Source organism: Streptomyces melanosporofaciens (assembly GCF_900105695.1).
In the GTDB taxonomy this organism is placed as follows: Bacteria; Actinomycetota; Actinomycetes; order Streptomycetales; family Streptomycetaceae; genus Streptomyces; species Streptomyces antimycoticus.
The window spans coordinates 8,614,999-8,640,438 of record NZ_FNST01000002.1; the positions used below are offsets into that span (position 1 = coordinate 8,614,999).

General features: G+C 71.0%; 21 protein-coding genes, 1 pseudogene and 1 riboswitch. Of the genes and pseudogenes, 16 read left to right on the forward strand and 6 right to left on the reverse strand.

The genetic code is table 11. The annotated features are described in order from the left end of the window. Positions 1-28 precede the first annotated feature (28 nt). On the reverse strand, positions 29-1,063 hold the full coding sequence (locus BLV72_RS39435) for a zinc-binding dehydrogenase (protein WP_093468439.1): 1,035 nt from the start codon (positions 1,061-1,063) through the stop codon (positions 29-31). 232 nt (positions 1,064-1,295) lie between these two features. On the opposite strand from BLV72_RS39435, the pseudogene BLV72_RS39440 reads away from it, so the two are divergent. Beyond that, a pseudogene (locus tag BLV72_RS39440) lies at positions 1,296-2,188 on the forward strand (helix-turn-helix transcriptional regulator). A gap of 34 nt (positions 2,189-2,222) precedes the next feature. Here the strand turns inward: BLV72_RS39440 and BLV72_RS39445 are convergent. Beyond that, positions 2,223-2,648, reverse strand: coding sequence for a hypothetical protein (locus BLV72_RS39445; RefSeq protein ID WP_093468441.1), 426 nt, complete (start codon positions 2,646-2,648; stop codon positions 2,223-2,225). A gap of 279 nt (positions 2,649-2,927) precedes the next feature. Between BLV72_RS39445 and BLV72_RS39450 the strand changes: the two genes are divergently transcribed. The 3 genes from BLV72_RS39450 to BLV72_RS39460 all read left to right on the forward strand — a co-directional run bounded on the left by BLV72_RS39450 (position 2,928) and on the right by BLV72_RS39460 (position 6,913). After that, positions 2,928-3,722 carry an FHA domain-containing protein gene (locus tag BLV72_RS39450; protein ID WP_093468442.1) on the forward strand — a complete coding sequence of 265 codons (795 nt, stop codon included), beginning with the start codon at positions 2,928-2,930 and terminating at the stop codon, positions 3,720-3,722. A gap of 179 nt (positions 3,723-3,901) precedes the next feature. After that, a complete protein-coding gene (locus tag BLV72_RS39455) occupies positions 3,902-4,684 on the forward strand; it encodes a polysaccharide lyase family 7 protein (protein ID WP_093468444.1) in 783 nt (260 codons plus the stop codon). A gap of 342 nt (positions 4,685-5,026) precedes the next feature. Continuing rightward, entirely contained in the window at positions 5,027-6,913 is a 1,887-nt protein-coding gene (locus BLV72_RS39460) for a serine/threonine-protein kinase (protein ID WP_093468446.1), read from the forward strand. Positions 6,914-6,953: 40 nt separating this feature from the next. Here BLV72_RS39460 and BLV72_RS39465 read toward each other — a convergent pair whose 3' ends face one another. The 3 genes from BLV72_RS39465 to BLV72_RS39475 all read right to left on the reverse strand — a co-directional run bounded on the left by BLV72_RS39465 (position 6,954) and on the right by BLV72_RS39475 (position 9,355). Next, on the reverse strand, positions 6,954-7,559 hold the full coding sequence (locus BLV72_RS39465; RefSeq protein WP_093468448.1) for a DUF305 domain-containing protein: 606 nt from the start codon (positions 7,557-7,559) through the stop codon (positions 6,954-6,956). A 107-nt stretch (positions 7,560-7,666) separates the two neighbouring features. Continuing rightward, a complete protein-coding gene (locus BLV72_RS39470; RefSeq protein ID WP_093468449.1) occupies positions 7,667-8,617 on the reverse strand; it encodes a DUF1996 domain-containing protein in 951 nt (316 codons plus the stop codon). Positions 8,618-8,857: 240 nt separating this feature from the next. Beyond that, positions 8,858-9,355, reverse strand: coding sequence for a DUF2165 domain-containing protein (locus tag BLV72_RS39475; protein WP_093468451.1), 498 nt, complete (start codon positions 9,353-9,355; stop codon positions 8,858-8,860). Positions 9,356-9,613: 258 nt separating this feature from the next. Here BLV72_RS39475 and BLV72_RS39480 point away from each other — a divergent pair, with 258 nt between their 5' ends. The 12 genes from BLV72_RS39480 to BLV72_RS39540 all read left to right on the forward strand — a co-directional run bounded on the left by BLV72_RS39480 (position 9,614) and on the right by BLV72_RS39540 (position 23,017). Beyond that, positions 9,614-10,090, forward strand: a complete 477-nt coding sequence (locus BLV72_RS39480; protein WP_093468452.1) for a carboxymuconolactone decarboxylase family protein — start codon at positions 9,614-9,616, stop codon at positions 10,088-10,090. A gap of 55 nt (positions 10,091-10,145) precedes the next feature. Next, positions 10,146-11,069, forward strand: coding sequence for an RNA polymerase sigma-70 factor (locus BLV72_RS39485; RefSeq protein WP_093468454.1), 924 nt, complete (start codon positions 10,146-10,148; stop codon positions 11,067-11,069). Positions 11,070-11,114: 45 nt separating this feature from the next. Further along, positions 11,115-11,342: riboswitch (cobalamin riboswitch) on the forward strand. Between the two features lie 63 nt (positions 11,343-11,405). Then, positions 11,406-12,446: an ABC transporter substrate-binding protein gene (locus BLV72_RS39490; protein WP_093470814.1), complete on the forward strand. Its 1,041-nt coding sequence runs from the start codon at positions 11,406-11,408 to the stop codon at positions 12,444-12,446. Next, positions 12,443-13,456 carry a FecCD family ABC transporter permease gene (locus BLV72_RS39495; protein WP_093468456.1) on the forward strand — a complete coding sequence of 338 codons (1,014 nt, stop codon included), beginning with the start codon at positions 12,443-12,445 and terminating at the stop codon, positions 13,454-13,456. Before BLV72_RS39490 ends, BLV72_RS39495 begins: the two co-directional genes overlap by 4 nt. Further along, on the forward strand, positions 13,453-14,262 hold the full coding sequence (locus BLV72_RS39500; RefSeq protein WP_093468457.1) for an ABC transporter ATP-binding protein: 810 nt from the start codon (positions 13,453-13,455) through the stop codon (positions 14,260-14,262). The genes BLV72_RS39495 and BLV72_RS39500 overlap by 4 nt, the downstream gene beginning before the upstream one ends. Positions 14,263-14,514: 252 nt before the next feature. Next, positions 14,515-14,874: a CGNR zinc finger domain-containing protein gene (locus tag BLV72_RS52245; protein WP_425288558.1), complete on the forward strand. Its 360-nt coding sequence runs from the start codon at positions 14,515-14,517 to the stop codon at positions 14,872-14,874. Next, positions 14,784-15,689: a LysR family transcriptional regulator gene (locus tag BLV72_RS39510; RefSeq protein ID WP_244321494.1), complete on the forward strand. Its 906-nt coding sequence runs from the start codon at positions 14,784-14,786 to the stop codon at positions 15,687-15,689. The genes BLV72_RS52245 and BLV72_RS39510 overlap by 91 nt, the downstream gene beginning before the upstream one ends. 149 nt (positions 15,690-15,838) lie before the next feature. Then, positions 15,839-17,005 (forward strand): CaiB/BaiF CoA transferase family protein, encoded by a 1,167-nt coding sequence (locus tag BLV72_RS39515; protein ID WP_167746659.1) that lies wholly within the window; start codon positions 15,839-15,841, stop codon positions 17,003-17,005. A 98-nt stretch (positions 17,006-17,103) separates the two neighbouring features. Further along, the gene (locus tag BLV72_RS39520) at positions 17,104-17,874 is read left to right on the forward strand and encodes a crotonase/enoyl-CoA hydratase family protein (RefSeq protein ID WP_093468462.1); all 771 of its coding nucleotides are present in this window, start codon (positions 17,104-17,106) and stop codon (positions 17,872-17,874) included. A 355-nt stretch (positions 17,875-18,229) separates the two neighbouring features. Then, a complete protein-coding gene (locus BLV72_RS39530) occupies positions 18,230-19,462 on the forward strand; it encodes an acyl-CoA dehydrogenase family protein (RefSeq protein ID WP_093468463.1) in 1,233 nt (410 codons plus the stop codon). 153 nt (positions 19,463-19,615) lie between these two features. Then, on the forward strand, positions 19,616-21,766 hold the full coding sequence (locus BLV72_RS39535) for an acyltransferase family protein (RefSeq protein ID WP_093468465.1): 2,151 nt from the start codon (positions 19,616-19,618) through the stop codon (positions 21,764-21,766). Positions 21,767-21,841: 75 nt separating this feature from the next. Then, positions 21,842-23,017 carry an epoxide hydrolase family protein gene (locus BLV72_RS39540; RefSeq protein WP_093468466.1) on the forward strand — a complete coding sequence of 392 codons (1,176 nt, stop codon included), beginning with the start codon at positions 21,842-21,844 and terminating at the stop codon, positions 23,015-23,017. 35 nt (positions 23,018-23,052) lie between these two features. On the opposite strand, the gene BLV72_RS39545 is transcribed toward BLV72_RS39540, so the two are convergent. Beyond that, positions 23,053-25,434, reverse strand: coding sequence for a bifunctional salicylyl-CoA 5-hydroxylase/oxidoreductase (locus tag BLV72_RS39545; RefSeq protein WP_093468468.1), 2,382 nt, complete (start codon positions 25,432-25,434; stop codon positions 23,053-23,055). Positions 25,435-25,440 lie beyond the last annotated feature (6 nt).

The window sequence follows — 25,440 nt, forward strand, 5'->3', positions numbered from 1 at the left end:
CGATAGGTGTGGTCGATTCGGCGCCGGTTCACGGGCGGATGAGGACCTTCAGGGCCTCGCGGTCGTTCATCGCGCGGTAGCCGTCGGCGATGTCCTCCAGGCCCAGCGTGCGGTCGAAGACACGGCCCGGCCGGATGGAGCCGTCGAGGATGTGCGGCATCAGCTCCTCGATATAGGCGCGGGCCGGGGCGACGCCGCCGGTGAGGGTGATGTTGCGCATGAAGTCGCCGAACCCGAACGCGACATCGCTGTACTGCGGTGCGCCGACCCGGCTGATCGTGCCGCCGTCGCGGACCACGCCGAAGCTCTGCACCAGCGCGTCCCTCAGGCCCACGCATTCCAGGACCTTACGGGTGCCCTCGCCGCCGGTCAGATCACGCACCCGGGCGATGCCCTCCTCGCCGCGCTCGACCACCACATCGGTGGCGCCGAAGTCACGGCCCAGATCGGTGCGCCCGGTGTGCCGGCCCATCAGGATGATCCGCTCGGCGCCCTGCAGCTTGGCGGCGATCACGGCCGCCAGGCCCACGGCGCCGTCGCCGACGACGGTGACGCTGTCGCCGCGCTCGACACCGGCGGTACGGGCCGCGTGGTAGCCGGTGCACAGGATGTCGGACAGGGTCAGCAGATCCGGCAGCAGCTCGGAGTCCTCGCCTACCGGCAGCCTCACCAGCGTGCCGTCGGCGTACGGGACGCGCGCGATCTGCCCCTGGCCGCCGTCGACACCGTTCACGCCCCATTGCCCGCCGTGCACACAGGAGGTCTGCAAACCGTCGCGGCAGTACGCACAGGTGTTGTCGGCCCACATGAACGGGGCCACCACCACGTCACCGGGGACAAGCCCGCGCACCTCGGAGCCGGTCTCCTCGACGACACCCAGGAACTCATGGCCCATCTGGCGTGGGGTGTCGGTGTGCGGCAGCGACTTGAAGGGCCACAGGTCGCTGCCGCAGATGCAGGACAGCACGATCCGCACGACCGCGTCGGTGGGGTTCTGGATCTTCGGGTCGGCGACGTCCTCGACGCGTACGTCGTCGGCCGCGTACAGCAGGGTGGCGCGCATGGGCGCAGCTCCTCGATGTGTGGGCGGGATGGTGGAGGGGAGCCGCCAGTGGCGGCGCCGGGCCGCTCGGCCGTTCTCCGGGCCCGGGAGGCCGGCCGGCGCGACACCATCGAGCCTGCCGCCTCGCGCCCGCGTCAGGCAGGCCGAGGTGTGCGGGGGAGCGGCCGGCGGGGGTGTGACAGGGCCCCCCTCACCGGGCGTGTTCCGGCGGAGCCGGGGAGAGACTGGACCTATGGCACCCGAGCAGCACAGCGGCGGCGAGGAACTGGGGCGCTTCCTGCGCGCCCGCCGCACCCAGACCAGTCCCCAGGCCGCCGGCCTCACCCCGGGGCCCGGGATCCGCCGTACCCCCGGCCTGCGGCGCGAGGAGCTGGCCACCCTCGCCGGGGTCAGCATCGACTACTACACCCGCCTGGAGCGCGGCAAGGAAACCCGCCCCAGCCCCGCCGTGGTCGATGCCCTCGGGCGTGCCCTGCGGCTCGACGACGCCGAGCACCAGCACCTGCGCGACCTGGCCGTCCGCGCCGCCCGCTACGCGCCCAAGCCCGCCCCGGCCCCCAGCCGTACCGTGCGCCCCCACCTGAAGCTGCTGCTGGAGACGGTGCGCCCGAGCCCCGCGTACATCCTCAGCCGCAGTATGGACATCCTCGCCCACAACCCCGGGGCCTCGCCCTCTACGCCGGCATCACCGACTGGCCCGTCAAGCAGCGCAACCTCGCCCGCTACCTCTTCCTCCACCCCGCCGCCCACGAGGTCTTCCCCGACTGGGAGAACCAGATCCGCGGCTGCGTCGCCCGCCTGCGCGCCCTGGCCGGCACCGACCCCGACGCCCCCGACCTCACCACCCTCGTCGGGGAACTGCTCCTCAAGAGCTCCGACTTCGCGGGCCTGTGGGAGCGCTACGAGGTCACCGGCCGCAAGCACACCGCCAAGACCTTCCAGCACCCCCACGTCGGCAAGATCACCCTCGACTTTCAGGGCATGGCCCTCGAAGGCACTCCCGGTCACCGCATGGGCGTCTACACGGCCGAACCCGGCACCCCGGACCACGACGCCATGCTCCTGCTCGACATGACCGCCACGCCCACCGAGCCACGGCCCTCCGCCTCCGAACACAAGCGCTGACCGGCCGAGCCCGGCGGTGCCGGGCGGCGAGGGGTCACCGGACAGTCTGATGGCGGCGTGCGCGAACGTACGCGCGGCTGGGCGCTGAGTAGAGCAGGCCCACGCCGGTGCCGGAGGCGACGATGGCGATGATGGCCCGCACCGCGTACTCCGGCTGGTACACCCCGCCCGGGTCCGACAGCCCTCGTATCGCATGCGGACCCAGATAGAGGAAGAACAGCACGGCCGTCACCGATGCCGTGATACAGGCCGTGCGTCCGCCCCTGCGGATGCGGATGGCCGCACCGATGGTGACGAAGAGCAGCAGATACACGAACTGCGTCAGCTCCGGGTCGTTCACGGCGATCGTGGTACCGATGAAGGCCGAGACGACCAGGAGCACGGCGGCCGCGGTGATCTGGCCGGGGCGCTGAGCCGGGTCCGGTTCCAGCCAGTTGTCCTCATCCGGTGAGCCGGTCATCGTGCCCTCCTGGTCCGCGGGTCCACTGATCCGCCGGTCCGGTGGCCGGTGGTCGGCCAGGCCGGGGTCGTTCGGGCATCGTCCGTCCGGGGTTTCGGGACCCGTCCCGGACCGGACACGCCACTCAACTCATACCCTTGCCAAGGCCGATGAGCAGCGCCGCCCGGGCATGCTCCCGCTTGCGCGGGCTCGCTTTTGGGACGGGTCCCGGCGGAGGGGGTGGATCCTGGTGGGTGCCCCTGCACGCGGCGAGAATCGCCCGAACCGAGGAGACCGCCGATGCCCCTCTCCGCCAGCCTCGCGCGCGGAGTCGCGCCCACCACCCCCGGCACTCTGCACGCCCGCACCGTGACCGGCGACCTCAGTGCCCCGCCCCGGCCGGGGCTGACGGTCTGCTTCGGGCGCGGCGAGAAGCCGGACGTGGACCTGGGCGTGGGCGTGGACGATCTCCGGGTGAGCCGGCGTCACGGCGAGCTGACCTACCGCCAGGGGCAGTGGTGGCTGCGGAACACCGGACGGCAGCTCGTCCGGCTGCCGCGCGGCACGATGATGCATCTCAGCACCGAGCCGATCCCGCTCGACACCGGCTACACCCCGCTGTTCGTCAAGGGCTCCGGCTACCGCGAGCACCTGGTCGAGCTGTATGTGGCGGGCCATGACGACCAGGGGCCGGTGTCGCGGCGGCGCGCCGAGACCCTCCGGCCGGAGATCTGGGCGCTGGACGACGACGAACGGCTGCTGCTGGTCGTCCTCGGTCAGCGGTATCTGCTGTACGAGGAGGATCCGAGACCTCTGACGTACGCCACGGCGGCCAAGCAGCTCAGCTACCTCCGCCCGGGCGCGGGCTGGAACGAGCGCAAGATCGAGTACCGGATCGAGGCCGTACGCCGCCGTCTGCGCAACACCGGCTTCCGATACCCGCTGATGCACGACAAGTCGCAGGGCCGCCCCGCGGACAACGGTCTGCTGCACAACCTGCTCAAGGGATTGGTGGAGTCCACCACGCTCGTACCGCCCGACCTGGACCTGATCGAGGACGACGACCTCTGGCCCGATCCCGCGCCCGAGTCGTAGCACCGGAGCCGGACTGCCACCGTGCCCGCTTACGGGACCCGTCCCGGAAGCGGCGGCCGACCATGACCATCCACAGGACGGGCCCGCCCGCACTCAGCAGGGCACCGAAGTGGCATCACGACGTCTCCATGATCTGTGGGGATGGCAGCCGCCTGTCCTCCGAAACGGAAGGAATCCCCATGAGGCGCATGCGCATCGTCGTTCTCGCGGGCATCACCGCGGCCGCGTCGACGGCCGCCCTCGCGCTCCCGGCGCAGGCCGACATCGCCACCCGCCACGGCCGCACGGCCGCCGAGTGCGAGTACCCCGCCGACGTCCTCGACCTCAGCAACTGGAAGCTGACCCTGCCCACCGGCGAGGACGAGGACCCGACCGACATCACCCAGCCCGATCTCGCCACCTTCTCCGCCGAGCCCTGGTTCCAGGCGGATGAGGACTGCGACGCGGTCCAGTTCCGTTCCCCCGTCGACGGCGTGACGACGGGTGGCTCCAGCTACCCGCGCGCCGAGCTGCGGGAGATGACGGACGGCGGGGAGGACGAGGCGAGCTGGTCGACCACCGAGGGCACCCACACGCTCGTGGTCAAGGAGGCGTTCACCGCGCTCCCCAACGACAAGCCGCATCTCGTCGGTGCCCAGATCCACGGCGGGGACGACGACGTCACGGTCTTCCGTCTCGAAGGCAGCAAGCTCTACATCACCGACGGCGACGACACCCACCACCATCTCGTCACCGACGACTACGAGCTGGGCACCGAGTTCGAGGCCAAGTTCGTGGCGCGGGACGGGAAGATCGTCGCCTATTACAACGGGGAGCGGGAGACCACGATCTCCTCCGACGACGACAGCAACTACTTCAAGGCAGGGGCCTATACGCAGGCCAACTGCGAGAACTCGGACCCGTGCGACGGCGACAACTTCGGCGAGGTCCACATATCCAGCATCAAGGTCACCCACTCCTAGCCACTTCCGGACCGGGGGCGCGGTGCCGGGTCTTCCCGTGGCGGGAGGCCCGGCACCGCGACGACTCCGGTGCGAGCGGTGGGCCGGTGGCATATGGCAGAGGCGTCTGCCCCCGTCGCCTGCGCTTCCGGGCACCGCAACCTCCACAACGGTGAAGATTTCTGGAGTGGTAGGTGAATTCCCTTCTCAACCGGCCAGGTCCCGTCCGTCGCGGGCCCGCGCGGCGCCCCGTGTCGTCCTCACGAGCGCCGCAAACGGTACGTGTCTCCACGTGTACGCAGTAAGTTCGATCTGCGTGTCCGTAACGGCTGGAGTTCTGGTCTCGTATGGGGGGAGTGTGTCGTGCGGCGGGGGGAGCGAGTGGGCAAGTACCGGCTCACAGAGGGGCCCGTCGAGGGAGGGCGGGGCGCGGTCTGGTTCGCCGTCGACACGGAGCTGGGCCGGTCCGTCGTCCTCAAGCGGGCCTTGCTCGAGGACAACAGCCAGGCAGACTTCGACGAGCTGCTGGCCGAGGCCCGCGCCCTGGCGAAGTTCAGCCATCCGAACGTGGTCACCCTCTACGACGCCGTCCGGGCGGGCAAGGGCAAGAAGACCACGTTCTGGCTGGTGATGGAGCATGTGACCGGCGGCAGTCTGGACCTCCCGGTGAAGATGGCCCCGGAGCTCGCGGCGCATATCGGCGCGCAGATCGCGGGCGCGCTGGCGGCCCTGCACGACAAGGGCATCGTGCACTGTGACGTCAAGCCCGGCAATATCGTGATCACCCACGACAGGGTGGCCAAGCTGACCGACTTCGGCGCCGCGTACCGGGTGGACGGCAGTGAGACGATCACGCCCAACGGACCGGTCAGCCTGACCCCGTTCTTCGCCGCCCCCGAGGCGTTCCGCGGCGCACCCGAGCGCGCGTCCGACGTGTTCTCCCTCGGCGCCACGATGTACTGGCTGGTGACGGGCACTCCGCCACTGCGCGGCGCCGGGCGGGTGGTCCGGATGGAGGCCCTCAGCCCCCGCGTCGGGCCGCTCGGCGGGGTGCTCACCGCGATGCTCCAGCGCGACCCCGGGGCCCGGCCCACCGCCGCCGAGGCGCTCGGCGCCCTCACGGAGATCGCGGGACCGCCGGAGCAGTTCCCGACGCTCCCGCTGGCCCCGGCGACCACGCGCTATACGGCCACCATGGCGCACAGCGAGGACCCGGCGGGAGGACAGTGGCGCCGTACGACGACCACCGCGGCCGCCCTCGTCCGGCGCCGCCCGTTACTCACGGCCGGCGCCGCCGCCGTCACGGCATTGGCCATCTCCGTTCCGTTCATCGTGATGAGCCTGGGCGGCGAATCCGAGGACAAAGCCGACCCGTCGCCGGCCAGGCCGACCAGCGCGGGCTTCATCGGCGAACCCCGCACGGCCGACCCCTGCGCCTTGCTGAACACCAGTGTGTTCCAGCGGTACGGGGAGGCCCAACTGGACCGTGATCTCGGCAATTTCAACCGCTGCGACGTGGTCCTGAAGGACCGAAGCGAGGAGGTCGTGGACGTCAGGGTGGAGCTCGACGCCGATTCGCTGCCGGAGGGCGTAACACGGAAGACCACGGGCCGGGTGACCGTCGTGGAGCGCGCCGCCGAGGGCGATCAGTGCGAGCGGGTCGTGGCGGTGACCGGCGCTCGCGACAACAGCCTCCGAGTCACCGCGGCCGCGAGACAGCCCGCCGACGTCAAGGAGCCGCTGTGCGAAACCGCCGATCGCGCCACGGGACTCGCGATCAAGGTGCTCAACCGCGGTGAGATTCCCCGGCGTTCCCCCGATTTCCCGGCCAATTCGCTGGCGCACCTGGACGCATGTACGTTGCTCGACGTCAAGGCGCTGGAGAAGGTGCCCGGAATCGACGCCCGGGAGCCGGACGTCGGATTCGGCCGCTGGGACTGCCAGTGGAAGAGCACCACCAGCGAGTACGAGGTGGACTTGCGCTTCGACCAGGGCGACCTGCCGCGCGACAAGAGCGCCCGGTCGACCAAGCTGGGAGATCGCCATCGCCAGGCCATCGTTCTGCCGGAGAACGAGGGCCGGGGGAGCTGTCGCGTCGAGGTGGTCCATCGTGACTACACCGGCTTGGACCGGGTGAAGGGGACCGAGCGGGTGGCCCTGGTCATCAAGGGGGCGGGCGCCAAGGGCCGCCCCTGCGAACTGGCCACCGATCTCGCCGGCTCGGCCGCCGCCGCGCTGCCACCCGCCTGAACCGCGACCGGCCACGGCGGGAGCAGCAAGCGGACGGCGCCTAGGGAAGACGGGCGCGCCAGATGAGCGATGTCTTCTCCACGCTCATGGCCAGCTTCTCGGCGGCCGGATCGGCACCTGCCGAGCGCTGTGCGTGGGCGATCTTCGACGCCTGGTCGAGGTGTTCGCGCATCGCCGCGAGGAAGAGCGCGTCGAAGGCGGCGCCCTTGGTGCCCTTGAGGATGCGCAGTTCGTCCTCGGTCACCATGCCGGGCATGTCGTGCCCCTGGTGCGGGTTGGTGTCGGGGACGCCCGCGCGGGCGAGTAGTTCTCGTAGCTGGACGAGTTCGCCGCGGTAGGCGGTGGCCACCGGTTTCGCCCACTTCTCCACCCCGGCGTCGGAAGAGTGGCCCGGGACGAGGTTCAGCAGGAGGGTCGCCTGGTCGTCCATCGCGATCATCAGCTGGATCCAGCCGATATCGGTGGAGTTGAAGGTCCCCGATGTCGCCTGCCCGCTCGGGGACCGGGTGGCGGGGTGCCGCGCGGCCGACGTCGACCGCGCCTCGCGTGGCGGTTCCCCGTCGCCGCATCCAGCGGTGAGCAGCGTGGCGGCGGCGAGCAGCGCCGCCACGGACACCGTGCGCCGTGTGACGGTTGCCGCTGTCATGTCGACTCCCCTCGTCTCGCATGGGCGGAGCCCCGGTGACGGGACTCCGCCCACCGGCACGGCGGTGTCGCCCTGCCGGGCCGCCTGGCCTGCCCTTTCCGCCTCCGTCAGGGACGGCCGTCCGCACCGCACTTGATGATCACGTTGATGCAGTCACGCACCCGCCGGGCCATCTCGTCCTCGGGCCAGGCGTTGAAGAAGTCACCGTGCATGGTGTACCCGGCACCCGACGCCAGCTTGAAGCGCCCGGGGTCGCCGCTGACCGGATAGCGGAGCACCTGACGCAGCTTCGGCACGGCGACCGGGTGCGTCGCCGGGCACTGGCCGCCGACCGGGTAGGCCATGTGACTCTTGTGATCGGGGGAGTCCAGGTCCTTGCCGTTCCAGCACTGCGGGAAGTCGAGGTAGGACTCCAGCATCGAGCCGGCCGGGCAGTTCACGAAGTCCTTGGAGGGGTTGACCTCTCCGTGGTGCAGACAGGACCAGCGTGCGATGGACGTGGGGTCGCCGACCCCGGTGGCCTTGGCGTTGCCCGCCACGATCCGCAGCCCCAGGGGGAGCGGCTTGATGGTGGCGATCACGTCGTCGCGCACGCCTTCACCGAGGTAGTAGAAGGTGGTGCCGGTGGGCTCGACCTCTTTGCCGTTGTCGTAGAGGGTCGGGGTCCAGTACGACGACAGGTCGACGGTCGGGCTGCAACTGGTCCGTCCCCTCTGCAGGGCGGCCAGATCGGTGCGCGCGTTGGTCGAGTCGTTCCCGAAGAAGCTGTGCATATGGGACGCGCCGGGGAGCCCCGGGAACACGATCGGGTCGTCCGGCAGCCGGTGGGTGAACGGGCACTCGGCGACGAACTCCGCGACGCGCACCGGCGCCTGGGCGCTCCGCGGGCTCGACGTCGCGCCCGCCGTGTCGGTGGCGCGCAGATCGGCACGCGCACTGGCCGGGCCGATGGAGAGCAGGGACAGGGCGAGGCCGAGGGCGGCGAGGACGACGCCGGGACCTCGCCGGCGGCCGAGGACACGCCGTAAGGGTGGGAAGCGCGGGGGTGTAGGGGACATGACTCTCCTTTCCGTGCACGCACGGAAGAGCGAAAAGAGTGGGAGAGAGCCCAGCGGTGTGGTCACGCGGGGCGGCCGAGAGAGCGCTCTCTCGGAGCGATGCTGCGGACGCTAGAGGTGGCCCACGTCACTGTCAAGAGTCCGCGGCAAGGACGGTCATGAGCCCTCTGCAAAGAGGGCTCGGAGTCCGCGGCAAGGAGGGCAAGAGCCCGCGGCAGCTTGTCCGCGGCGCCCGCTCGGTCAGTCCTCGGAGCCTGGATCGGTCCGCTCGGCCGAGGGCAGCAGGTGAATGAGCAGCAGAACGATCCCGGAAATCATGAACACGCGCGTGGCGGCCTCCAGACCGTTCCACTTCTCCGACTGCCACATGGCGAACCACTCGCCGCCGATGCCGATGAACCCGGCGCCGAACAGCAGCATCAGCATCAAGAGCCCCACGGTGCTGGCCTGCCGGGCGCGGCGGACGCGGTCTGCGGACGGACCCGCGAACCACAGGGCCGTCGCGGCGAGGAGGACGAGAGCGGCGAGGGTCTCCCAGGCGATGATGGCGACATAGGCGGTGTCCTGGAGCGCGGTGGAATCGATGGCCCGCCACATCAAGTCCTCGTCCTTGAACGTGGTGTCCATCGCCAGGACATGCCGCACGAACTGCTGGTTGCTGTCGAAGTCGGTGATGTTCCCGAAGGCGACGAGCGCGATGTACAGCGCGATCGTCCCGGTGAGCACCCCCGAGGTCATCGCGTAGATACGGGGTGAACGTATTCTGCCGGTGCGCTCTGTCACGATGACCTCTGTCTCCCGTTGGATCCCGCTGACCATGAAGCGTGCGGGAGCCGTAGCGTACAACTGACCGGATCAGGGCGAGTGGTGGACGCCGTACGGCTGCCGAGCTGAGCCGACGGCGGGGAGACGTGGGTCACATGCGTCCATGTCACAGGGGGTCGGGCCACCTCGTCTCAGAGGTGTAGCCACTGAACGACTTCGGAGGAGCACACCATGGACGCGCGACTGAACTACTCCGCCAGCCAGACCGCCGGCAAGGTCCTGAGGCCCGTCATGGCGGCGGGCAGGGCGGTCAAGGAATCGCCGCTGCCGGCGGCGACGCAGGAGCTGGTGGCGATTCGGGTGAGTCAGATCAACGGCTGCGCCGTCTGCATCGACATGCACACCAAGGAAGCCACCGCGGCCGGTGAGACTCCGGTGCGGCTGAACCTGGTCGCGGTATGGCGGGAGGCCACCGTCTTCACCGATGCCGAGCGGGCCGCGCTGGCGCTGGCGGAGGAGGGGACCCGGATCGCGGACGCGGCCGGTGGGGTCGGCGACGAGGCGTGGGCGAATGCCGCCAAGCACTATGACGAGGAGCAGCTCACCGCCCTGGTGATCCTCGTCTCCTTCATGAATATGGTGAACCGGCTGAACGTCATCACCCAGCAGCCGGCGGCCGGTGACTACGAGGCCGGGCAGTTCCACTGACCGGCATCGGTGACGGCAACCGCATCGGCAACGGGCCCTGGGGAGGGGAGTCGGCGTGAACAAGGTCGAGGAGTTCGAGGAGCTGCGGCCGCTGCTGTTCTCGATCGCCTATCGGATCCTGGGCAGTGTGAGTGAGGCCGAGGACGCGGTGCAGGAGACCTGGCTGCGCTTCGACGGCTCGACGACCCGGCCCACGTCGACCAAGGCCTATCTGTCGGCCACGGTGACGCGCATCTCGATCGATGTGCTGCGCTCCGCGCGCGTGCGACGGGAGGAGTACGTGGGCCCGTGGTTCCCCGAGCCGCTGCTCAGCGATCCGTATCAGGACCCGGCCCGGGCTGTGGAGCTGGCCGACTCGGTGTCGATGGCGGCGCTGTTGCTGCTGGAGCGGCTCAGCCCGCTGGAGCGGGCGGTGTTCGTACTGCGGGAGGTGTTCGCCTTCGGGTTCGACGAGGTCGCCACGGCGGTGGGCCGGTCGGAGGCGGCCTGCCGCCAGCTGCTGGTGCGGGCGCGGCGGCATATGGAGGCCGGTCGGCCGCGGTTCGAGGCGGACCGGCGGGAGCGGCAGGAGTTGGCCACGCGGTTCTTCGACGCGCTGAAGGACGGCGACGTGGGCGCGCTGCGCAATCTGCTGGCCGCCGATGTGCAACTGGTCGGGGACGGCGGCGGCAAGGCCCCGCAGCTGGCCAAGGCCGTCATGGGCGCGGAGAACGTGGCCCGGCTGCTGGGCACGGTCTTCCCCTGGCTGCTGCGGATCGACGTGTCCTTCGAGCTCCATGAGGTCAACGGCCAGCCCGGCGCGGTCTTCCGCGAGCGGGACGGCAAGGTGCTCCAGGCTCTGGTCCTCGATGTGCTCGACGGGCGGATTCAGGCCATCCGGGCGGTGATCAATCCCGACAAGCTCGGCCACCTCGGGCCGGTCGGCGACGCCTGGGCCGTCGACCGCGAGGTGAGGCAGGCCCGTCGGCGGCCGAACTGACCCCGGGACGTGGCCTTCCACTCCGTGACCGGTCCGACACCCTGATCGTTCGACGATCTTGATAGTCTCGGGGAGCCAGTCGTGCCACATCCGAGGCCAGGGAATCCGGTGGGAATCCGGAGCTGACGCGCAGCGGTGAGGGGGACGGGCGGGGCATGTGACACCACTGGGAGGAGTCCGTGACGGCCGCGAGGCCGCCGCGAACGAGCACCGGGAAGGGACCCCGTCCGGACGAGCCCGAGTCCGAAGACCTGCTGGCACCTCCGCGCCCCGTGGGCGGGGAGGACGTCCGTAGGCCAGGCTCCGCGTACGAGCCCCGACAACCGAGGCATGCCCGTGCTCTGCTCTGCCCGCCGTACCGCGGCCCTCCTGCTCGCCCCCGCCCTCCTGCTCACCGCGTGCGGTGGCTCCGGCCACGACGGCGCGGACGCCACCCAGCCCGCCGGTGCGGGCTATCCGCGCACCATCGACAACTGCGGCCACAAGGTCACGGTGAAGTCCGCCCCGAAGCGGGCCCTCTCGCTCAACCAGGGCACCACGGAGATCCTGCTCTCCCTCGGCCTCGCCGACCGCATGGTGGGCACCGCCACCTGGACCGACCCGGTGATGAAGGGCCTGGAGAAGGCGAACGCGACGGTGCCGCGCCTGGCGGACAACGCGCCGTCCTTCGAGAAGGCACTGGACATCGAACCCGACTTCGTCACCGCCTCGTTCGTCTCCACCCTCGGCAAGGGCGGCGTGGCCACCCGCGACCAGTTCGAGAAGCTGGGCGTGCCCACGTATGTCTCGCCGTCCGACTGCTCGGCGGGCCGGGACCCCGACAGCGGTGGCGATGGCTCCCGCAGCACGCCACTGACCCTGGACACCGTCTACGCCGAGATACGCGACCTGGCCCACGCGTTCGGCGTCGACGAGCGCGGCGAGAAGCTCATCGCGCGGTTGAAGCAGCGGGTGCGTACGGCCACCGAGGGGCTGGACGCCCCCGGCGTCTCCCTCATGTACTGGTTCGCCAACTCCCAGTCGCCCTACCTCGGCGGCTGCTGCGGCGCGCCGGGCGCCATCACCCGGGCCGTCGGAGCGAAGAACGCCTTCTCCGACACCCACGACGAGTGGCCACAGATCAACTGGGAGACCGTGGCCGACCGCGATCCGGACGTCATCGTCCTCGGCGATCTCACGCGTAAGCAGCAGACCGCGGAGACCGCCAGGGCCAAGATGCGTTTCCTGGAGACCAACGCCGCCACCCGCAATCTCACCGCCGTGAAGAAGAAGCGGTACGTCCTGCTGAGCGGGCAGGCCATGAACCCGTCCATCCGCACCGTCGAAGGGGTCGAGCAGGTCGCCGCCGGGCTGCGCCACTTCGGACTCGCCAAGTGAGCACCCGCCTCCTGCTGCTGATCGCGGGAGGGCTGGCCGCGCTCTTCGCGTCGATCGCCTTCGCCGTGACCATCGGCCCCGCCGACATCTCCACGGCCGACGTCTGGGCAGCGGTCACCGCCCATCTCGGCCTGGGCGAGAGCACGTTGCCACCGCTCCGGGACGGCATCGTGTGGAACCTGCGCATGCCCCGCACCCTGCTCGCCGCGGTGTGCGGGGCGGGGCTGGCCCTCTGCGGGGCCGTGATGCAGTCCCTGCTGCGCAACCCGCTGGCCGACCCCTTCGTCCTCGGGGTGTCCTCCGGCGCCTCCACAGGTGCCGTCACCGTGGTCGTCCTCGGCGTGGGCGGCGGGGCGGTGTCGCTGTCGGCGGGCGCGTTCATCGGCGCGCTGCTCTCCTTCGGGCTGGTCCTGGCGCTCAGCCACAGCCTCGGCGGCAGCACCGACCGCGTGGTGCTCTCCGGGGTGGCGGCCATGCAACTGTTCTCCGCGCTGACCTCGTTCACCGTCCTGACCTCCGCGGACGCCGACACCACCCGCGCCGTGCTGTTCTGGCTCCTCGGCTCGCTCACCGGCGCCGGCTGGAGCGATGTGCTGCTGTGCGCCGTCGTCCTGGCCGCCGTCCTCCTGGTCTGTCTCGGACACGCCCGCACCCTGGACGCGTTCGCCTTCGGTGAGGAGGCCGCGGCGGCGCTCGGCGTCCGCGTGGCCCGCACCCGCCTGGTCCTGCTGTGCGCGACCGCGCTGCTCACCGCGACCCTGGTCAGCTCCGCCGGGGCCATCGGCTTCGTCGGATTGGTCCTCCCGCACGCCACCCGCGCCCTCACCGGGTCCGGCCACGCCCGCCTCCTGCCGGTCACCGCGCTGGCCGGAGCCATCTTCCTGGTGTGGGTGGACACCGCCGCCCGCACCGTGATCGACCCCCAGGAGGTCCCGGTGGGCGTGGTGACGTCCCTCATCGGCGTACCGGCCTTCGTCGCCGTGCTCTACCGCGGCCGGAGGAAGACATGACCGACCCCCTTCCCCCCGCCACCGCGGACGCGGCACCCGGACTCCGCGCGGACCGCGTCAGCCGCCGCGCCGACGGCCGGCTCATCGTCGACGACGTCACCCTCGCCCTGCGCCCCGGCGAGACCCTGGGCCTGCTCGGCCCCAACGGCTCCGGGAAATCCACCCTGCTGCGGCTGCTCGCCGGCATCCTCGCCCCCTCCGCCGGAGTCGTCACCCTGGACGGCCGCGCACTGCCGCGGGTCGGCCGACGCGCCACGGCCCGCCGTATCGCCACCGTCGAACAGCACGCCCACACCCAGACCGAACTGACTGTCCGCGAGGTCGTGGCGCTGGGCCGGATCCCGCACCGGCGCGCCTGGTCGTCGTCCACCGCCACGGACATCCGGGCCGTCGACGCCGCCCTGGAGCGCACCGCACTGACCGACCGGGCCGGTCAGTCGTGGCACACCCTCTCCGGTGGCGAGCGCCAGCGCGCCCAGATCGCCCGGGCCCTCGCCCAGGAACCGTACGAGCTGCTGCTCGACGAGCCGACCAACCACCTCGACATCCAGCACCAACTCGACCTGCTCGACCTCGTCGTCGGTCTGCCGATCGCCACCGTGATCGCCCTCCACGACCTCAACCTCGCCGCGATGTACTGCGACCGCCTGCTCGTCCTCCGTGAGGGACACGTCGTGGCCGAAGGCACCCCCGGCCAGGTGCTGACCCCGTCCCTGATCAAGCAGGTCTACGACGTCCAGGCCGATGTCACCCACGATCCGGGCCACCCGGTCATCCGCTTTCTGCGCCGCACCCCGAAGCCGTGAGGCGGCGGACGGTATTCTGCCGAGCGGTTGCGTGAACGACGGCGGCCGTGCCGCGCTGCGCCAGGGTGACGAGGACGGCCAGGATGACCAGGACGGCGGCGCTGCCCCGGTCGGCTACTCCTCGACGTCACCATGACCGCGGCGCACGGCGCCCGGCTGACCGTCTCCGCCGATCCCGTGCACACCGCCCTCGCGCACCTCGTGATGGCCGCCCTGACCGCCACGGCGAACCGGACCTGGCACCGGCTCAGGATGTGCCCCCCCGACTGCCAATGGGTTCACTACGACAACTCCCGCCCGGGCCGGGCCAGATGGTGCTCGCCACAGCTATGCGGCAACCGCACGAAGACACAGGCCTATCGCCCCGCCGATCGGGCTGAACCAAGCCGTTGTCACGCTGCGCCGGTATGCCGGGGAGGCGCCACGCGCGTCCGGTGGATCAGGGCCCGCGACCCTGATCCTCGGCGGAGCCGCGAGGGCGCGGAGGGCGCCGTACCGCGAGGTAGATTGAGGGTGTGGACATGCTGCACCTGCGCTATTTCGTGGCCGTCGCGGAAGAACTCAACTTCTCCCGGGCGGCGCGCAGGCTCCATATGGCGACCTCCCCACTGAGCCAGCGGATCAAGGATCTCGAGCGCGAGCTGGGTCAGGTGCTCTTCGAGCGGACGACTCACCGGGTCGAGCTGACGCCCGCGGGGACGGCCCTGCTGCCGATGGCCCGCGAGGTGCTCGACAGCGTCAATTCGATTCCCTGGCGGCTGAGCGAGGCCGTGCGGCGGTGTCGCACCACGGAGCTGATCGGCATCCCCGCCGGAGTCCACCCGGATCTGCGCGAGCGTGTCCGGCTGCTCGAAGAGGACTGCGATGAGGTCTTCGAGCTGCGGCGCTGGCCCGGCACCTCGGCCGACCTGGTCACCGGGGTGCGCGATGGACGGCTGGCACTGGCGCTGGCCCGGCTGCCGGTGGCCGATCCGGCGCTGGAGGTCATCCAGGTGATGAGGGAGCGGCTGGGCGCCGCGGTGCCGGCCGACCGGTTCGCCGACCGGACCTCGATCACCCTGGACGATCTCAAGGACTTGTCCTATACGGCCACCCCGTATGACGCACTGCCCGCGTATTTCGAGGAAATCGATGCCCGGCTGAATCATGCGGGAGTCAAGAAGAGAATTCGGATCAAGGCCGCGGACTTTTCCGGTGCGGCCGAGGTGATCTCCACCGGTATCGCCTTTTCGATGACCATGCTTTCCGAAAAGAGCCCGATGCACCGCTACCGGCTGGACAACGTGGTCGTCCTGCCCGTCGAGGACTTTGAGCCTTCCCTGGTCACGGGGCTGCTGTTCCGCAGGGACCGGGCGGCGGACGGGGCTGATCTCGCGGGTCTCGTCAGCCGGGCACGTGCCATCTTCGCCGACCCGATGTCCGCGTAGCATTCTCCTTGAATTCCTTTCCGGAAAATCCAGGAAAACGGTATGACCGCTGTGGTCATACCGCTTTTCGTCACATGATCATTCCCTCTCCGTGTATCTGCCATTAGGTTTCGGTGGTGGAAACGGAAGAACGCGAGACAGGAGTGGTGATGGACATGACGGCCAAGAACGCGGCCGGTCCGTTGGACGGCGTGCGGGTGATCGATCTGTCCACCGTGGTGATGGGGCCGTACGCGGCCCAGATCCTCGGTGATCTCGGTGCGGATGTCATCAAGATCGAGTCCCCGGCCGATGGGGTACGGGTCGGGCCGTACCGCACCACACCGGGCATGACGCCGCTCGCCCTCAATGTCAACCGCAACAAGCGCAGCGTCACGCTGGACCTCAAGCAGGACGACGGCCGCGAGCGGGCGCTGGAGCTCATCGACACCGCCGATGTGCTGATCACCAACATGCGCCCCGGTGCGCTGGCCCGCCTCGGCCTGGACCATGAGCAGATCGCCGCGCGCAACCCGCGCCTCGTCTACGCCCATGGCCAGGGCTTTCGCAGTGACTCCGACCGGGCTGGCAACGCCGCCTACGACGAGACCGTGCAGGCGGCGTCCGGGCTGGTGGACATGGCGAACCGGGCCGTCGGCAGCCCCGCCTACCTGCCGACGATCATCGCCGACAAGGTCTCCGCACTCACCATCGTCTACTCGGTGCTCGCCGCGCTGGTGCACCGTGACAAGGCCGGGACCGGGCAGTACATCGAGATCCCGATGACCGACACCCTGCTCGCCTTCAACCTGGTCGAGCACCTGGCGGGCCACTCCTTCGAGCCGCCCATCGGCCCCACCGGCTTCCCGCTGTCGATGACCAGGGGACACCGCGCGGTGCCCACCCGGGACGGCCTCGCCTGCGTGATGCCGTACAACCCGCGCAACTTCCGGGACTTCTTCGCCGCCGCGGGCCGCCCCGATCTCGCCGAGGACCCGCGGGTGAACGGCGACACCATCCACGACGCCGACATCGACCCGCTGACCGAGCTCATCGAGGAGTGCGCGCCGAGCCTGACCACCGCCGAGTGGGAGCGGGTCTGCGCCAAGCACAGCATCCCCATGGCGGCGGTGCTGGAACTGGACCGGGCCGCCGAGGACCCGTACGTCCGCGACGGGCATCTGCTCGATGTGGTGGACCACCCCAGCGAGGGCGCGACCCGCTCGATCGGCATCCCGGTGCGCTTCGCCGCCACTCCCGCTTCCGTACGGCGGCTCGCCCCGCTGCCCGGCGAGCACACGGACGAGGTCCTGCGCGAGCTCGCCGACCGCTCCTGAGCGCACCGCGCCGGAACACCCCGCCGGACGCGAATCCGCGCCGCAACACCCCGTCGCGCCCGCGCACCCCCGTCGGACACCACGCAAGGACATTCACCATGGACAACCGCCCCCCGGTGCGGACCGAGAGAATCGGTTCGACCCTGCTCATCACCATCGACCGGCCCACGGCGCGCAATGCCGTCAACGCCGCCGTCGCCGCCGGACTCGCCGCCGCCCTCGACGCGCTGGAGGACGGGAGCGAGCTGCGCGCCGGGGTGCTGACCGGCGCCGAGGGCACCTTCAGCGCCGGAATGGACCTCAAGGCCGCGCTGGCCGGTGAGTCCCCCGAGGTGCCGGGGCGTGGCTTCGGCGGGCTGACCCAGGCCGCGACCAGCAAGCCCCTGATCGCCGCCGTGGAGGGCTGGGCGCTGGGCGGTGGCTTCGAGCTCGCGCTCGGCTGCGACCTCATCGTGGCGGCCGAGGACGCCACCTTCGGCCTGCCGGAGGTCACCCGGGGCCTGGTCGCGGCCGGTGGCGGTGTGATCCGGCTGCCCAAGCGGATCCCGTACCACCTGGCCATGGAGCTGCTGCTGACCGGGGAGACCATCTCCGGTGAGCGGGCCGGTGCACTCGGCATCGCCAACCGGGTGGTGCCCGCGGGCACGGCCGTCGACACCGCCGTGCACCTCGCCGAGCGGCTCGCCGCGAACGCCCCGCTCGCGCTCGCCGCCGTCAAGCGCATCACCCGCGCCGCCGACGGTGTCCCCGAGCCGGATGCCTTCCGCGCGCAGGAGTGGGAGATGGCGGCCCTGAAGTCGTCCGCCGATGTGCGGGAGGGCATGACGGCCTTCGCCGAGCGCCGCGCCCCGCGCTGGCAGGGCAAGTAGCGGCCGGAGAGAGGACTGGCGATCCAGGTCCGCTACGACGGCGAGTGGGGCGAGTACCTGCACGCGCCCGGAGCGGCCCCGCCCGGCCGCAGCTCTTCGAACATGTGCCGGCCCCGCCGGCGGATCTGCCGGTGCGCGAGGTGATTTCCGCGAGCCACCCCATCACCGATCTGACGCCGGCCCCGGCCACGCCCGTCCATGACTGGCGGTCGCAGCAACGCGGTTGGCCGCGCGCAGGGTCTGGACGTCCGGGGCCTCGCCGACCGGGTCCGGCTCGCCGCCGATGTCACCGAGGTACACAAGCAGATCGCCGTGCTGTCCGCACTGCGCCCCCGACCACCGAGGAGAATCCGCGATGACCACCACACTGCCCGCCCCGACACCCGCCCCGCCGGGGGAGGACCGCCCCGACGAGCTGCTCACGGCCGACTTCTACGGCTACGAGAACCTGCTGCCCGAGGAGGAGCGCACGCTGCTGCTGAAGGCCAGGGCCGCCCTGCGCGACGAGGTGAAGCCCCTGGTCAACGAGTACTGGGCCAAGGGCGAGTTCCCCCGCGAACTCATCGATGTCTTCCGCCGCCTGGGGCTCGCGGGCCTGCCCTACGAGGGCTACGGCGACCCGCTGTCCGCCACCAGCAATCTGCTGGTCGGCATGGTGTCCATGGAGTGCACCCGCACCGACGCGTCGTCCGCCACCTTCTTCGGCGTCCACAGCGGACTGGCCATGTACAGCATCTTCCGCGGTGGCGACCAGCGGCAGCGGGACCGCTGGCTGCCCGCGATGGCCTCGATGGACACCATCGGCGCCTTCGCCATGACCGAGCCGCTCGGCGGCTCCGACGTGGCCGGCGGCATGCGCACCACCGCCCGCTGGGACGGTGAGCACTGGGTGCTCAACGGCGCCAAGCGGTGGATCGGCAATGCCACCTTCGCCGATCTGGTGGTCGTCTGGGCCCGCGACGAGGCCGACAACCAGGTCAAGGGCTTCGTGGTGGAGAAGGGCAGCCCCGGCTTCACTCCGGTCAAGATCGAGAACAAGCTCGCGTTCCGGATCGTGGAGAACGCCGAGATCACCCTGACCGACGTCAAGGTCCCCGAGGCCAACCGGCTCCAGCGCGTCAACTCCTTCCGCGATGTGGCGGAGATCCTCCGCGCCACCCGCAGCGGCGTGGCCTGGCAGGCCCTGGGCGTGATGATCGGCGCCTATGAGCTGGCGCTGGCGTACGCCACCGAGCGTCGGCAGTTCGGGCGGCCGATCGCCGGTTTCCAGCTGGTCCAGGATCTGCTGGTGAAAAGCCTCGGCAACATCACCGCGTGCTGGGGCATGCTGGTACAGCTCGCCCGCCGGCAGGACGCCGGGATCTTCCGCGATGAACACTCCGCGCTCGCGAAGGCGTTCGTCACCTCACGGATGCGCGAGGTCGTGGCCTGGTGCCGGGAGATCTTCGGTGGCAACGGCATCGTGCTGGACTACGACATCGCGCGGTTCTTCGCCGATGCCGAGGCGATCTACTCCTTCGAGGGCACCCGCGAGATGAACACGCTCATCGTGGGCAAGGCCATCACCGGGCAGAGCGCCTTCGTATGATCCGGGGCCGAGCCCGGGACGAGCCACCGCACGCGCCGGACCCCTCGACAGGGGCCCGGCGCGGCGTGCTCCCCGCGCACGGCTCTGCCGTCATCCTGGCCGCGTGTGCTCCGCATCACAGAAACACCCCCTGTGCTGCGGACAGTTCACGGTATGACGCACACTCCCACGGCCTCCCGCCCCCAGCGGGACACGGCGCCGGGCCGACAGGCCACCGGGCTGCCGCAGCGCCTGCGCGGCCACCGCGTATCCCGCTCCGGCCGTACGCCGAAGGCCGCGCTCCGGCGCGACATCCAGGGGCTGCGCGGACTGGCCGTCACGCTGGTCGTGCTCGCGCACGCGGGAGTCCCGTACGTCACCGGCGGATACACCGGGGTCGATGTCTTCTTCGTGATCTCCGGATTCCTCATCACATCGGGCCTGCTCAAGGAGGCCGAGCACACCGGATCGCTGTCCCTGCGGCGCTTCTACGCCCGGCGCGCGGTGCGCATCCTCCCGCTCGCGACCCTGGTCGCGCTGGTCACCATGGTGGGCTGCCGGCTCTTCGCCTCGAAGATCCGCTACACCGAGTTCATGCACGACGCGCTGGCCGGCGCCCTGTACGTGATGAACATCGACCTGGCGGTCTCGGGCACCGACTATCTGAACGAGGGCAGCGCGCCATCGCCCTTCCAGCACTTCTGGTCGCTGTCCGTGGAGGAGCAGTTCTACCTCCTGTGGCCCCTCCTCCTGCTCGCAAGCTGGACGTTCATCCGGCGGCCTGCGCTGCGCGCGCTGCCGCTGGGCGCCCTGTGCCTGGTCTCGTACGCCCAGGGCGTCCAGGTGGCCGAGACCTCGCCCTCGTGGGCCTACTTCGGCCCGCATACCCGGCAGTGGGAACTGGGCGCCGGAAGCCTGCTGGCCTTCGGCGCCGGGGCACTGGCACGGCTTCCCCGCGGCGTGTCCGCCGTCGGCGCCTGGCTGGGGCTGTCCGGCATCGCCGCGTCGGCGGTGCTGTACGACGACGACACCCCGTTCCCCGGCCACTTCGCGCTGCTGCCCGTGCTGGGCGCGGCGCTGGTGATCGCGGACGGGTGCCACCCGTCTGCGTCCGCCGCCTCCCGGCTGCTCGCCGTGCGCCCCGCGACATGGGTGGGCGACCTGTCGTACGGCTGGTATCTGTGGCACTGGCCGCTGCTGCTGATCGGCCCCGCGGCGCTCGGACGGCCCGCCGGGACCTGGCTGAACCTCGCGCTGTGCGCCGCCGCCCTGTTGTCGGCATGGGTGAGCCTGCACCTCGTGGAGAACCCGGTCCGGTTCCGCGGCCCGCTGCGCCGAAAACCCGCGGCGGCGGTGGCCTTCGGCCTCGGCCTGTCGGCCACCGTCGTGTCCGCCGCCCTCGTCGCGACGTCCTTCCCGCCACCGATCAGCTCCGCCGTCCGCGCCCAAGGGCTGAACGAGACCCTCGCCACCGCACAGGACCCGCGGTCCCGGCTCACCGGACTCATCGCCACGGCCGCCACCGGCCTGCCGCGCAATCTGACGCCGCCACTCACCGACATCAAGAAGAAGCGGTCGGCCGTCTACCGCGACAGCTGCCATGTCAACTACACCGCCGCCCGGTCGCCCGACTGCGTCTACGGGGACCGGACCTCCGACAAGGTCGTCGTCCTCTACGGGGACTCCCACGCCGCGCAGTGGTTCCCGGCGCTGGAGAAGCTGAGCCGCCGGTACGGCTGGAAGCTGGTGTCGCTGACCAAGTCGTCCTGCAAGACCGCGGACATCACCATCGTCAACAGCCACCGGCCGTACGAGGCGTGCGACACCTGGCGCAAGGAGGCGCTGAAGCGCGTCGAGCGGCTGCATCCGATGCTGGTCGTGGCCTCCTCCTCCGAGGCGGGCACATCGGTGCGGCCGACGCGGGACCCGCTGCGGGAGTGGGCCGCGGGATACGAACGCGTCTACCGGCAACTGGCCCGCGCCGCGGACCATGTGGCCGTACTGCTCGACAACCCGTGGCCCAAGGACGATCCCGTCGAGTGCGCGGCGAGCCGCCCCCTGCGGCTGCGGGGCTGCGAGCCGGACCAGCGCGACGCCATCAAGGACCCCACCCGCCGGGAGGCCAACCGGCAGGGCGCCCGCCGCGCCGGCGCCGCCGTGGTCGATCCGAAGCCATGGCTGTGCCCCCCGTCGGGCGGGTGTCCGGTGGCCGTGGGCGACACCTTCGTCTACCGCGACGAGAGCCACCTGGCGGAGTCCTACGTCGAGGCGCTGGCTCCGGTGCTGCGGCAGGAGTTGCGGAAACTGGGGGTGACCGGCGACTAGGTACTCAGCGTGACCGGCGACCAGCTACTCAGCGTGTCGGCGGAGGGGCGTGGCGCGGCTTGTAGGGTACGTGCCATGCCGGATGCCCCGCCCCGCCCCGAGCCGTTCACCCCGCAGACCGCACCCGCGGAGCTCGAGGACCTCCGCGCGCGGCTGCGCGCGACCCGCTGGCCGGACGCGCCCGAGGACGCCGGGTGGTCGCTGGGGAGCGACCTCGACTACCTCCGAGAGCTGGTCGCCTACTGGGCGGAGGAGTTCGACTGGCCGGCGCAGGAGGCGGCGCTCGCCCGGCTGCCCCGCTTCCGCGTCCGGCTCGGCGGCCTCGGTATCCACTTCGCACACGTCCGGGCCACCGCCCCGGCCGGGCCCGCCCTGCCGCTGGTCCTCAGCCACGGCTGGCCGGACTCGTTCTGGCGCTATGCGAAGGTCATCCCGCTGCTCACCGACCCCGGCGCGCACGGCGCCGACCCCGCCGACGCGTTCGACGTGGTCGTCCCCGACATCCCGGGCTTCGGCTACTCCGACCGGCCCACCGGCCCGCCGCTGAACTCGATCGCCGTCGCCGGGCTGTGGGCCGAGCTCATGCACGTCCTCGGCTATGAGCGGTTCGGCGCGGCGGGCGGGGACATCGGCAGCCATGTGAGCCGCTACCTCGGGCTCGACCACCCCGACCGGGTCGTGGCCGTGCACCGCATGGACGGCGGCCTGCCCGTCTTCACCGGCGACCCGGCGGACCTCATGCCCGAGGAGCGCGCCTGGTTCGAGGAGATCACCTCCTGGGGCGCGGCCGAGGGCGCCTACGCCGCCATGCACCGCACCAAGCCGCAGACCGCCGCCTTCGGGCTCACCGATTCACCGGTCGGGCTCGCCGCGTGGATCGTCGAGAAGCTCCGTTCGTGGAGCGACTGCGACGGTGATATCGAGCGGTGCTTCACCAAGGACGAGATCCTCACGAACGTCACGCTGTACTGGCTCACGGGCACGATCGGCTCGTCGATGCGCATGTACCACGCCAACGCCGCGATCCCGCCCGCGCAGCTCGCCCGCCGGGTCGAGGTGCCGTCCGGCTTCTCGCTCTTCCGCGGCGACATCGTGCGCCCGCCGCGGGAGTGGCTGGAGCGGATGACGAACGCCGTGCGGGTGACCGAGCCCGAGCGCGGCGGACACTTCGCGCCGTTCGAGGAGCCCGAGCTCTACGCGGAGGAGCTGCGCGCCTTCTTCCGCCCCTACCGGGCGGCGGCGACGAACTGACCGGATTCCGTCGCCGCGCCCGGCCACGCCACGCGTCAGGGGACGGGCACCGGTTCCGGGGCCGGGATCCAGCGCAGGTGGACGGGCTGGTCGGCGGGGTCGGACCGGAGCAGGGACAGCCGGGGCCGTACGGCGTCGGTGCGCGCGGTGGGGGGCTTGCGGCGGCCCGCGCCGAACGGCACCGGCCACTCGGCGCCCGGCCCCCGGTACTCCTGCTCGGCCGCCGCGTGCAGCGTCCAGTGCGGGTCGTACAGATGGGTGCGCCCCACGGCGCACAGATCGGCGCGGCCCGCCAGCAGCAGGGAGTTGACGTCGTCGTACGAGGCGATTGCGCCCACCGCGATGACGGCGGTGCCGGTGGCGGCGGCGACCTCATGGCGGATGCGGTCGGCGAACGGCGTCTGGTAGGAGCGGCCGAAGGCGGGGCGCTCGTCCTTGGTGACCTGCCCGGAGGACACGTCGATGGCGTCCGCCCCGTGGGCGATGAACGCGCGGGCGATCTCGACGGCGTCATGCTCGGTGTTGCCGTCCGGGACCCAGTCGGTGGCGGAGATGCGCACGATCATCGGCCGCTCCTCGGGCCACGACTCCCGCACGGCGTCGAAGACCTCCAGGGGGAAACGCAGCCGGTTCTCCAGCGGGCCGCCGTATGCGTCGGTGCGGTGGTTGGCGACCGGCGAGAGGAAGGAGGACAGCAAGTAGCCGTGGGCGCAGTGCAGTTCGAGCAGGTCGAACCCGGCCTCGGCGCCCCGGCGGGCGGCGGCGACGAACTCCGCGGCGATCCGGTCCATCTCGGCGCGGGTGACCTCGCGCGGCACCGCGCAGCCGGGGCCGTACGGCAGCGCGGACGGGCCTACGGTCTCCCAGTTGCCCTCCGGCAGCGGTTCGTCCATGCCCTCCCACATCAGCCGGGTCGAGCCCTTGCGGCCCGAGTGGCCGAGCTGGAGGCCGATGCGGGCGGTGCTCCGCTCATGGACGTAGGACACGATCCGCCGCCAGGAATCGCGCTGCTCACCGTTCCACAGGCCCGTGCAGCCGGGCGTGATGCGGCCCTCGGGCGAGACGCACACCATCTCGGTCATCACCAGTCCGGCGCCGCCCATGGCCTTGGACCCGAGGTGGACGAGGTGGAAGTCGCCGGGTACGCCGTCGACCGCGGAGTACATGTCCATCGGCGAGACGATCACCCGGTTCTTGAGCTCCAGCCGCCCCAGCCGGTAGGGCTGGAACATCGCCGGTGCCACCGTGTCGAGGCCCTGCGCGGCGGCGAAGGCGGTGTCGACCTGGTCGGCGAAGTCGGGGTCGCGGGCGCGCAGGTTGTCGTAGGTGATGCGGCGGGAGCGGGTGAGCAGGTTGAAGCAGAACTGGGTGGGTTCCTGGTGGGCGTACATCCCGATGTTCTCGAACCACTCCAGTGAGCCCTGCGCCGCCCGCTGGGTGGACTCCACGACCGGGCGCCGCTCGCTCTCATAGGCGGTCAACGCCCCTTCGGCGTCCGGGTGTTCGTGCAGGCAGGCCGCGAGGGCGAGCGCGTCCTCCATCGCCAGTTTGGTGCCCGAGCCGATGGAGAAGTGCGCGGTGTGGGCGGCGTCCCCGATGAGCACGAGGTTGCCGTGGTGCCAGCGCTCGTTGCGTACGGTCGTGAAGTTCAGCCACTTGGAGTTGTTGGCGAACAGCCGGTGGCCGTCGAGCGCGTCGGCGAAGAGCTCGCGGACGCGCGCGACGGCCCGCTCGTCGGAGGCGCCCGGTGCGGCATCGGCCCGGTCGGTGGCGTCGAAGCCGGCCCGCCGCCAGACGTCCTCGTGCATCTCGATGATGAAGGTGGAGCCGGTGTCGGAGTAGGGGTAGCCGTGCACCTGCATGACCCCCCATTCCGTCTGCTCGACGAAGAACTGGAAGGCCTCGAAGACCCGGTCCGTGCCGAGCCACATGTACCTGCTGTGCCGGCGGTCCAGCGAGGGGCGGAAGACATCCGCGTGGGCCGCCCGTACCGAGGAGTTGACCCCGTCGGCCCCCACCACCAGGTCGTACGACGTGCGCAGCCACTCGGTGTCCGGCGCGACGGTCGAGAAGTGCAGGGTGACGCCGAGCTCGCGGCAGCGCTCCTGGAGCAGGCGGAGCAGTTCCTTGCGGCTCATGGCGGCGAAGCCCTGGCCGCCGACGGTGTGGCTCTCGCCCCGGTAGTGGATGTCGATGTCGGTCCAGCGGGCGAAGCGCCGGGCCATGGCCTCGGCGATGGTGGTGTCGGCGTTCTCGATGCCGCCGAGCGTCTCGTCGGAGAAGACGACGCCGAAGCCGAACGTGTCGTCGGGGGCGTTGCGTTCCCAGACGGTGATCTGGTGGGCGGGGTCGAGCTGTTTCATCAGGGCCGCGAAGTACAGCCCGCCGGGACCGCCGCCGATGATCGCGATGTTCACGGGGGT

Coding starts and splice junctions, on each gene's coding strand:
- BLV72_RS39530 (WP_093468463.1), top strand. CDS start 18,230: ATGACCACCACACTGCCCGCCCCGACACCCGCCCCGCCGGGGGAGGAC.
- BLV72_RS39475 (WP_093468451.1), bottom strand. CDS start 9,355: ATGACCTCGGGGGTGCTCACCGGGACGATCGCGCTGTACATCGCGCTC.
- BLV72_RS39465 (WP_093468448.1), bottom strand. CDS start 7,559: ATGACAGCGGCAACCGTCACACGGCGCACGGTGTCCGTGGCGGCGCTG.
- BLV72_RS39540 (WP_093468466.1), top strand. CDS start 21,842: ATGCCGGATGCCCCGCCCCGCCCCGAGCCGTTCACCCCGCAGACCGCA.
- BLV72_RS39450 (WP_093468442.1), top strand. CDS start 2,928: ATGCCCCTCTCCGCCAGCCTCGCGCGCGGAGTCGCGCCCACCACCCCC.
- BLV72_RS39500 (WP_093468457.1), top strand. CDS start 13,453: ATGACCGACCCCCTTCCCCCCGCCACCGCGGACGCGGCACCCGGACTC.
- BLV72_RS39455 (WP_093468444.1), top strand. CDS start 3,902: ATGAGGCGCATGCGCATCGTCGTTCTCGCGGGCATCACCGCGGCCGCG.
- BLV72_RS39435 (WP_093468439.1), bottom strand. CDS start 1,063: ATGCGCGCCACCCTGCTGTACGCGGCCGACGACGTACGCGTCGAGGAC.
- BLV72_RS39470 (WP_093468449.1), bottom strand. CDS start 8,617: ATGTCCCCTACACCCCCGCGCTTCCCACCCTTACGGCGTGTCCTCGGC.
- BLV72_RS39515 (WP_167746659.1), top strand. CDS start 15,839: ATGGACATGACGGCCAAGAACGCGGCCGGTCCGTTGGACGGCGTGCGG.
- BLV72_RS39535 (WP_093468465.1), top strand. CDS start 19,616: ATGACGCACACTCCCACGGCCTCCCGCCCCCAGCGGGACACGGCGCCG.
- BLV72_RS39445 (WP_093468441.1), bottom strand. CDS start 2,648: ATGACCGGCTCACCGGATGAGGACAACTGGCTGGAACCGGACCCGGCT.
- BLV72_RS52245 (WP_425288558.1), top strand. CDS start 14,515: ATGTGCCCCCCCGACTGCCAATGGGTTCACTACGACAACTCCCGCCCG.
- BLV72_RS39480 (WP_093468452.1), top strand. CDS start 9,614: ATGGACGCGCGACTGAACTACTCCGCCAGCCAGACCGCCGGCAAGGTC.
- BLV72_RS39520 (WP_093468462.1), top strand. CDS start 17,104: ATGGACAACCGCCCCCCGGTGCGGACCGAGAGAATCGGTTCGACCCTG.
- BLV72_RS39510 (WP_244321494.1), top strand. CDS start 14,784: ATGCTGCACCTGCGCTATTTCGTGGCCGTCGCGGAAGAACTCAACTTC.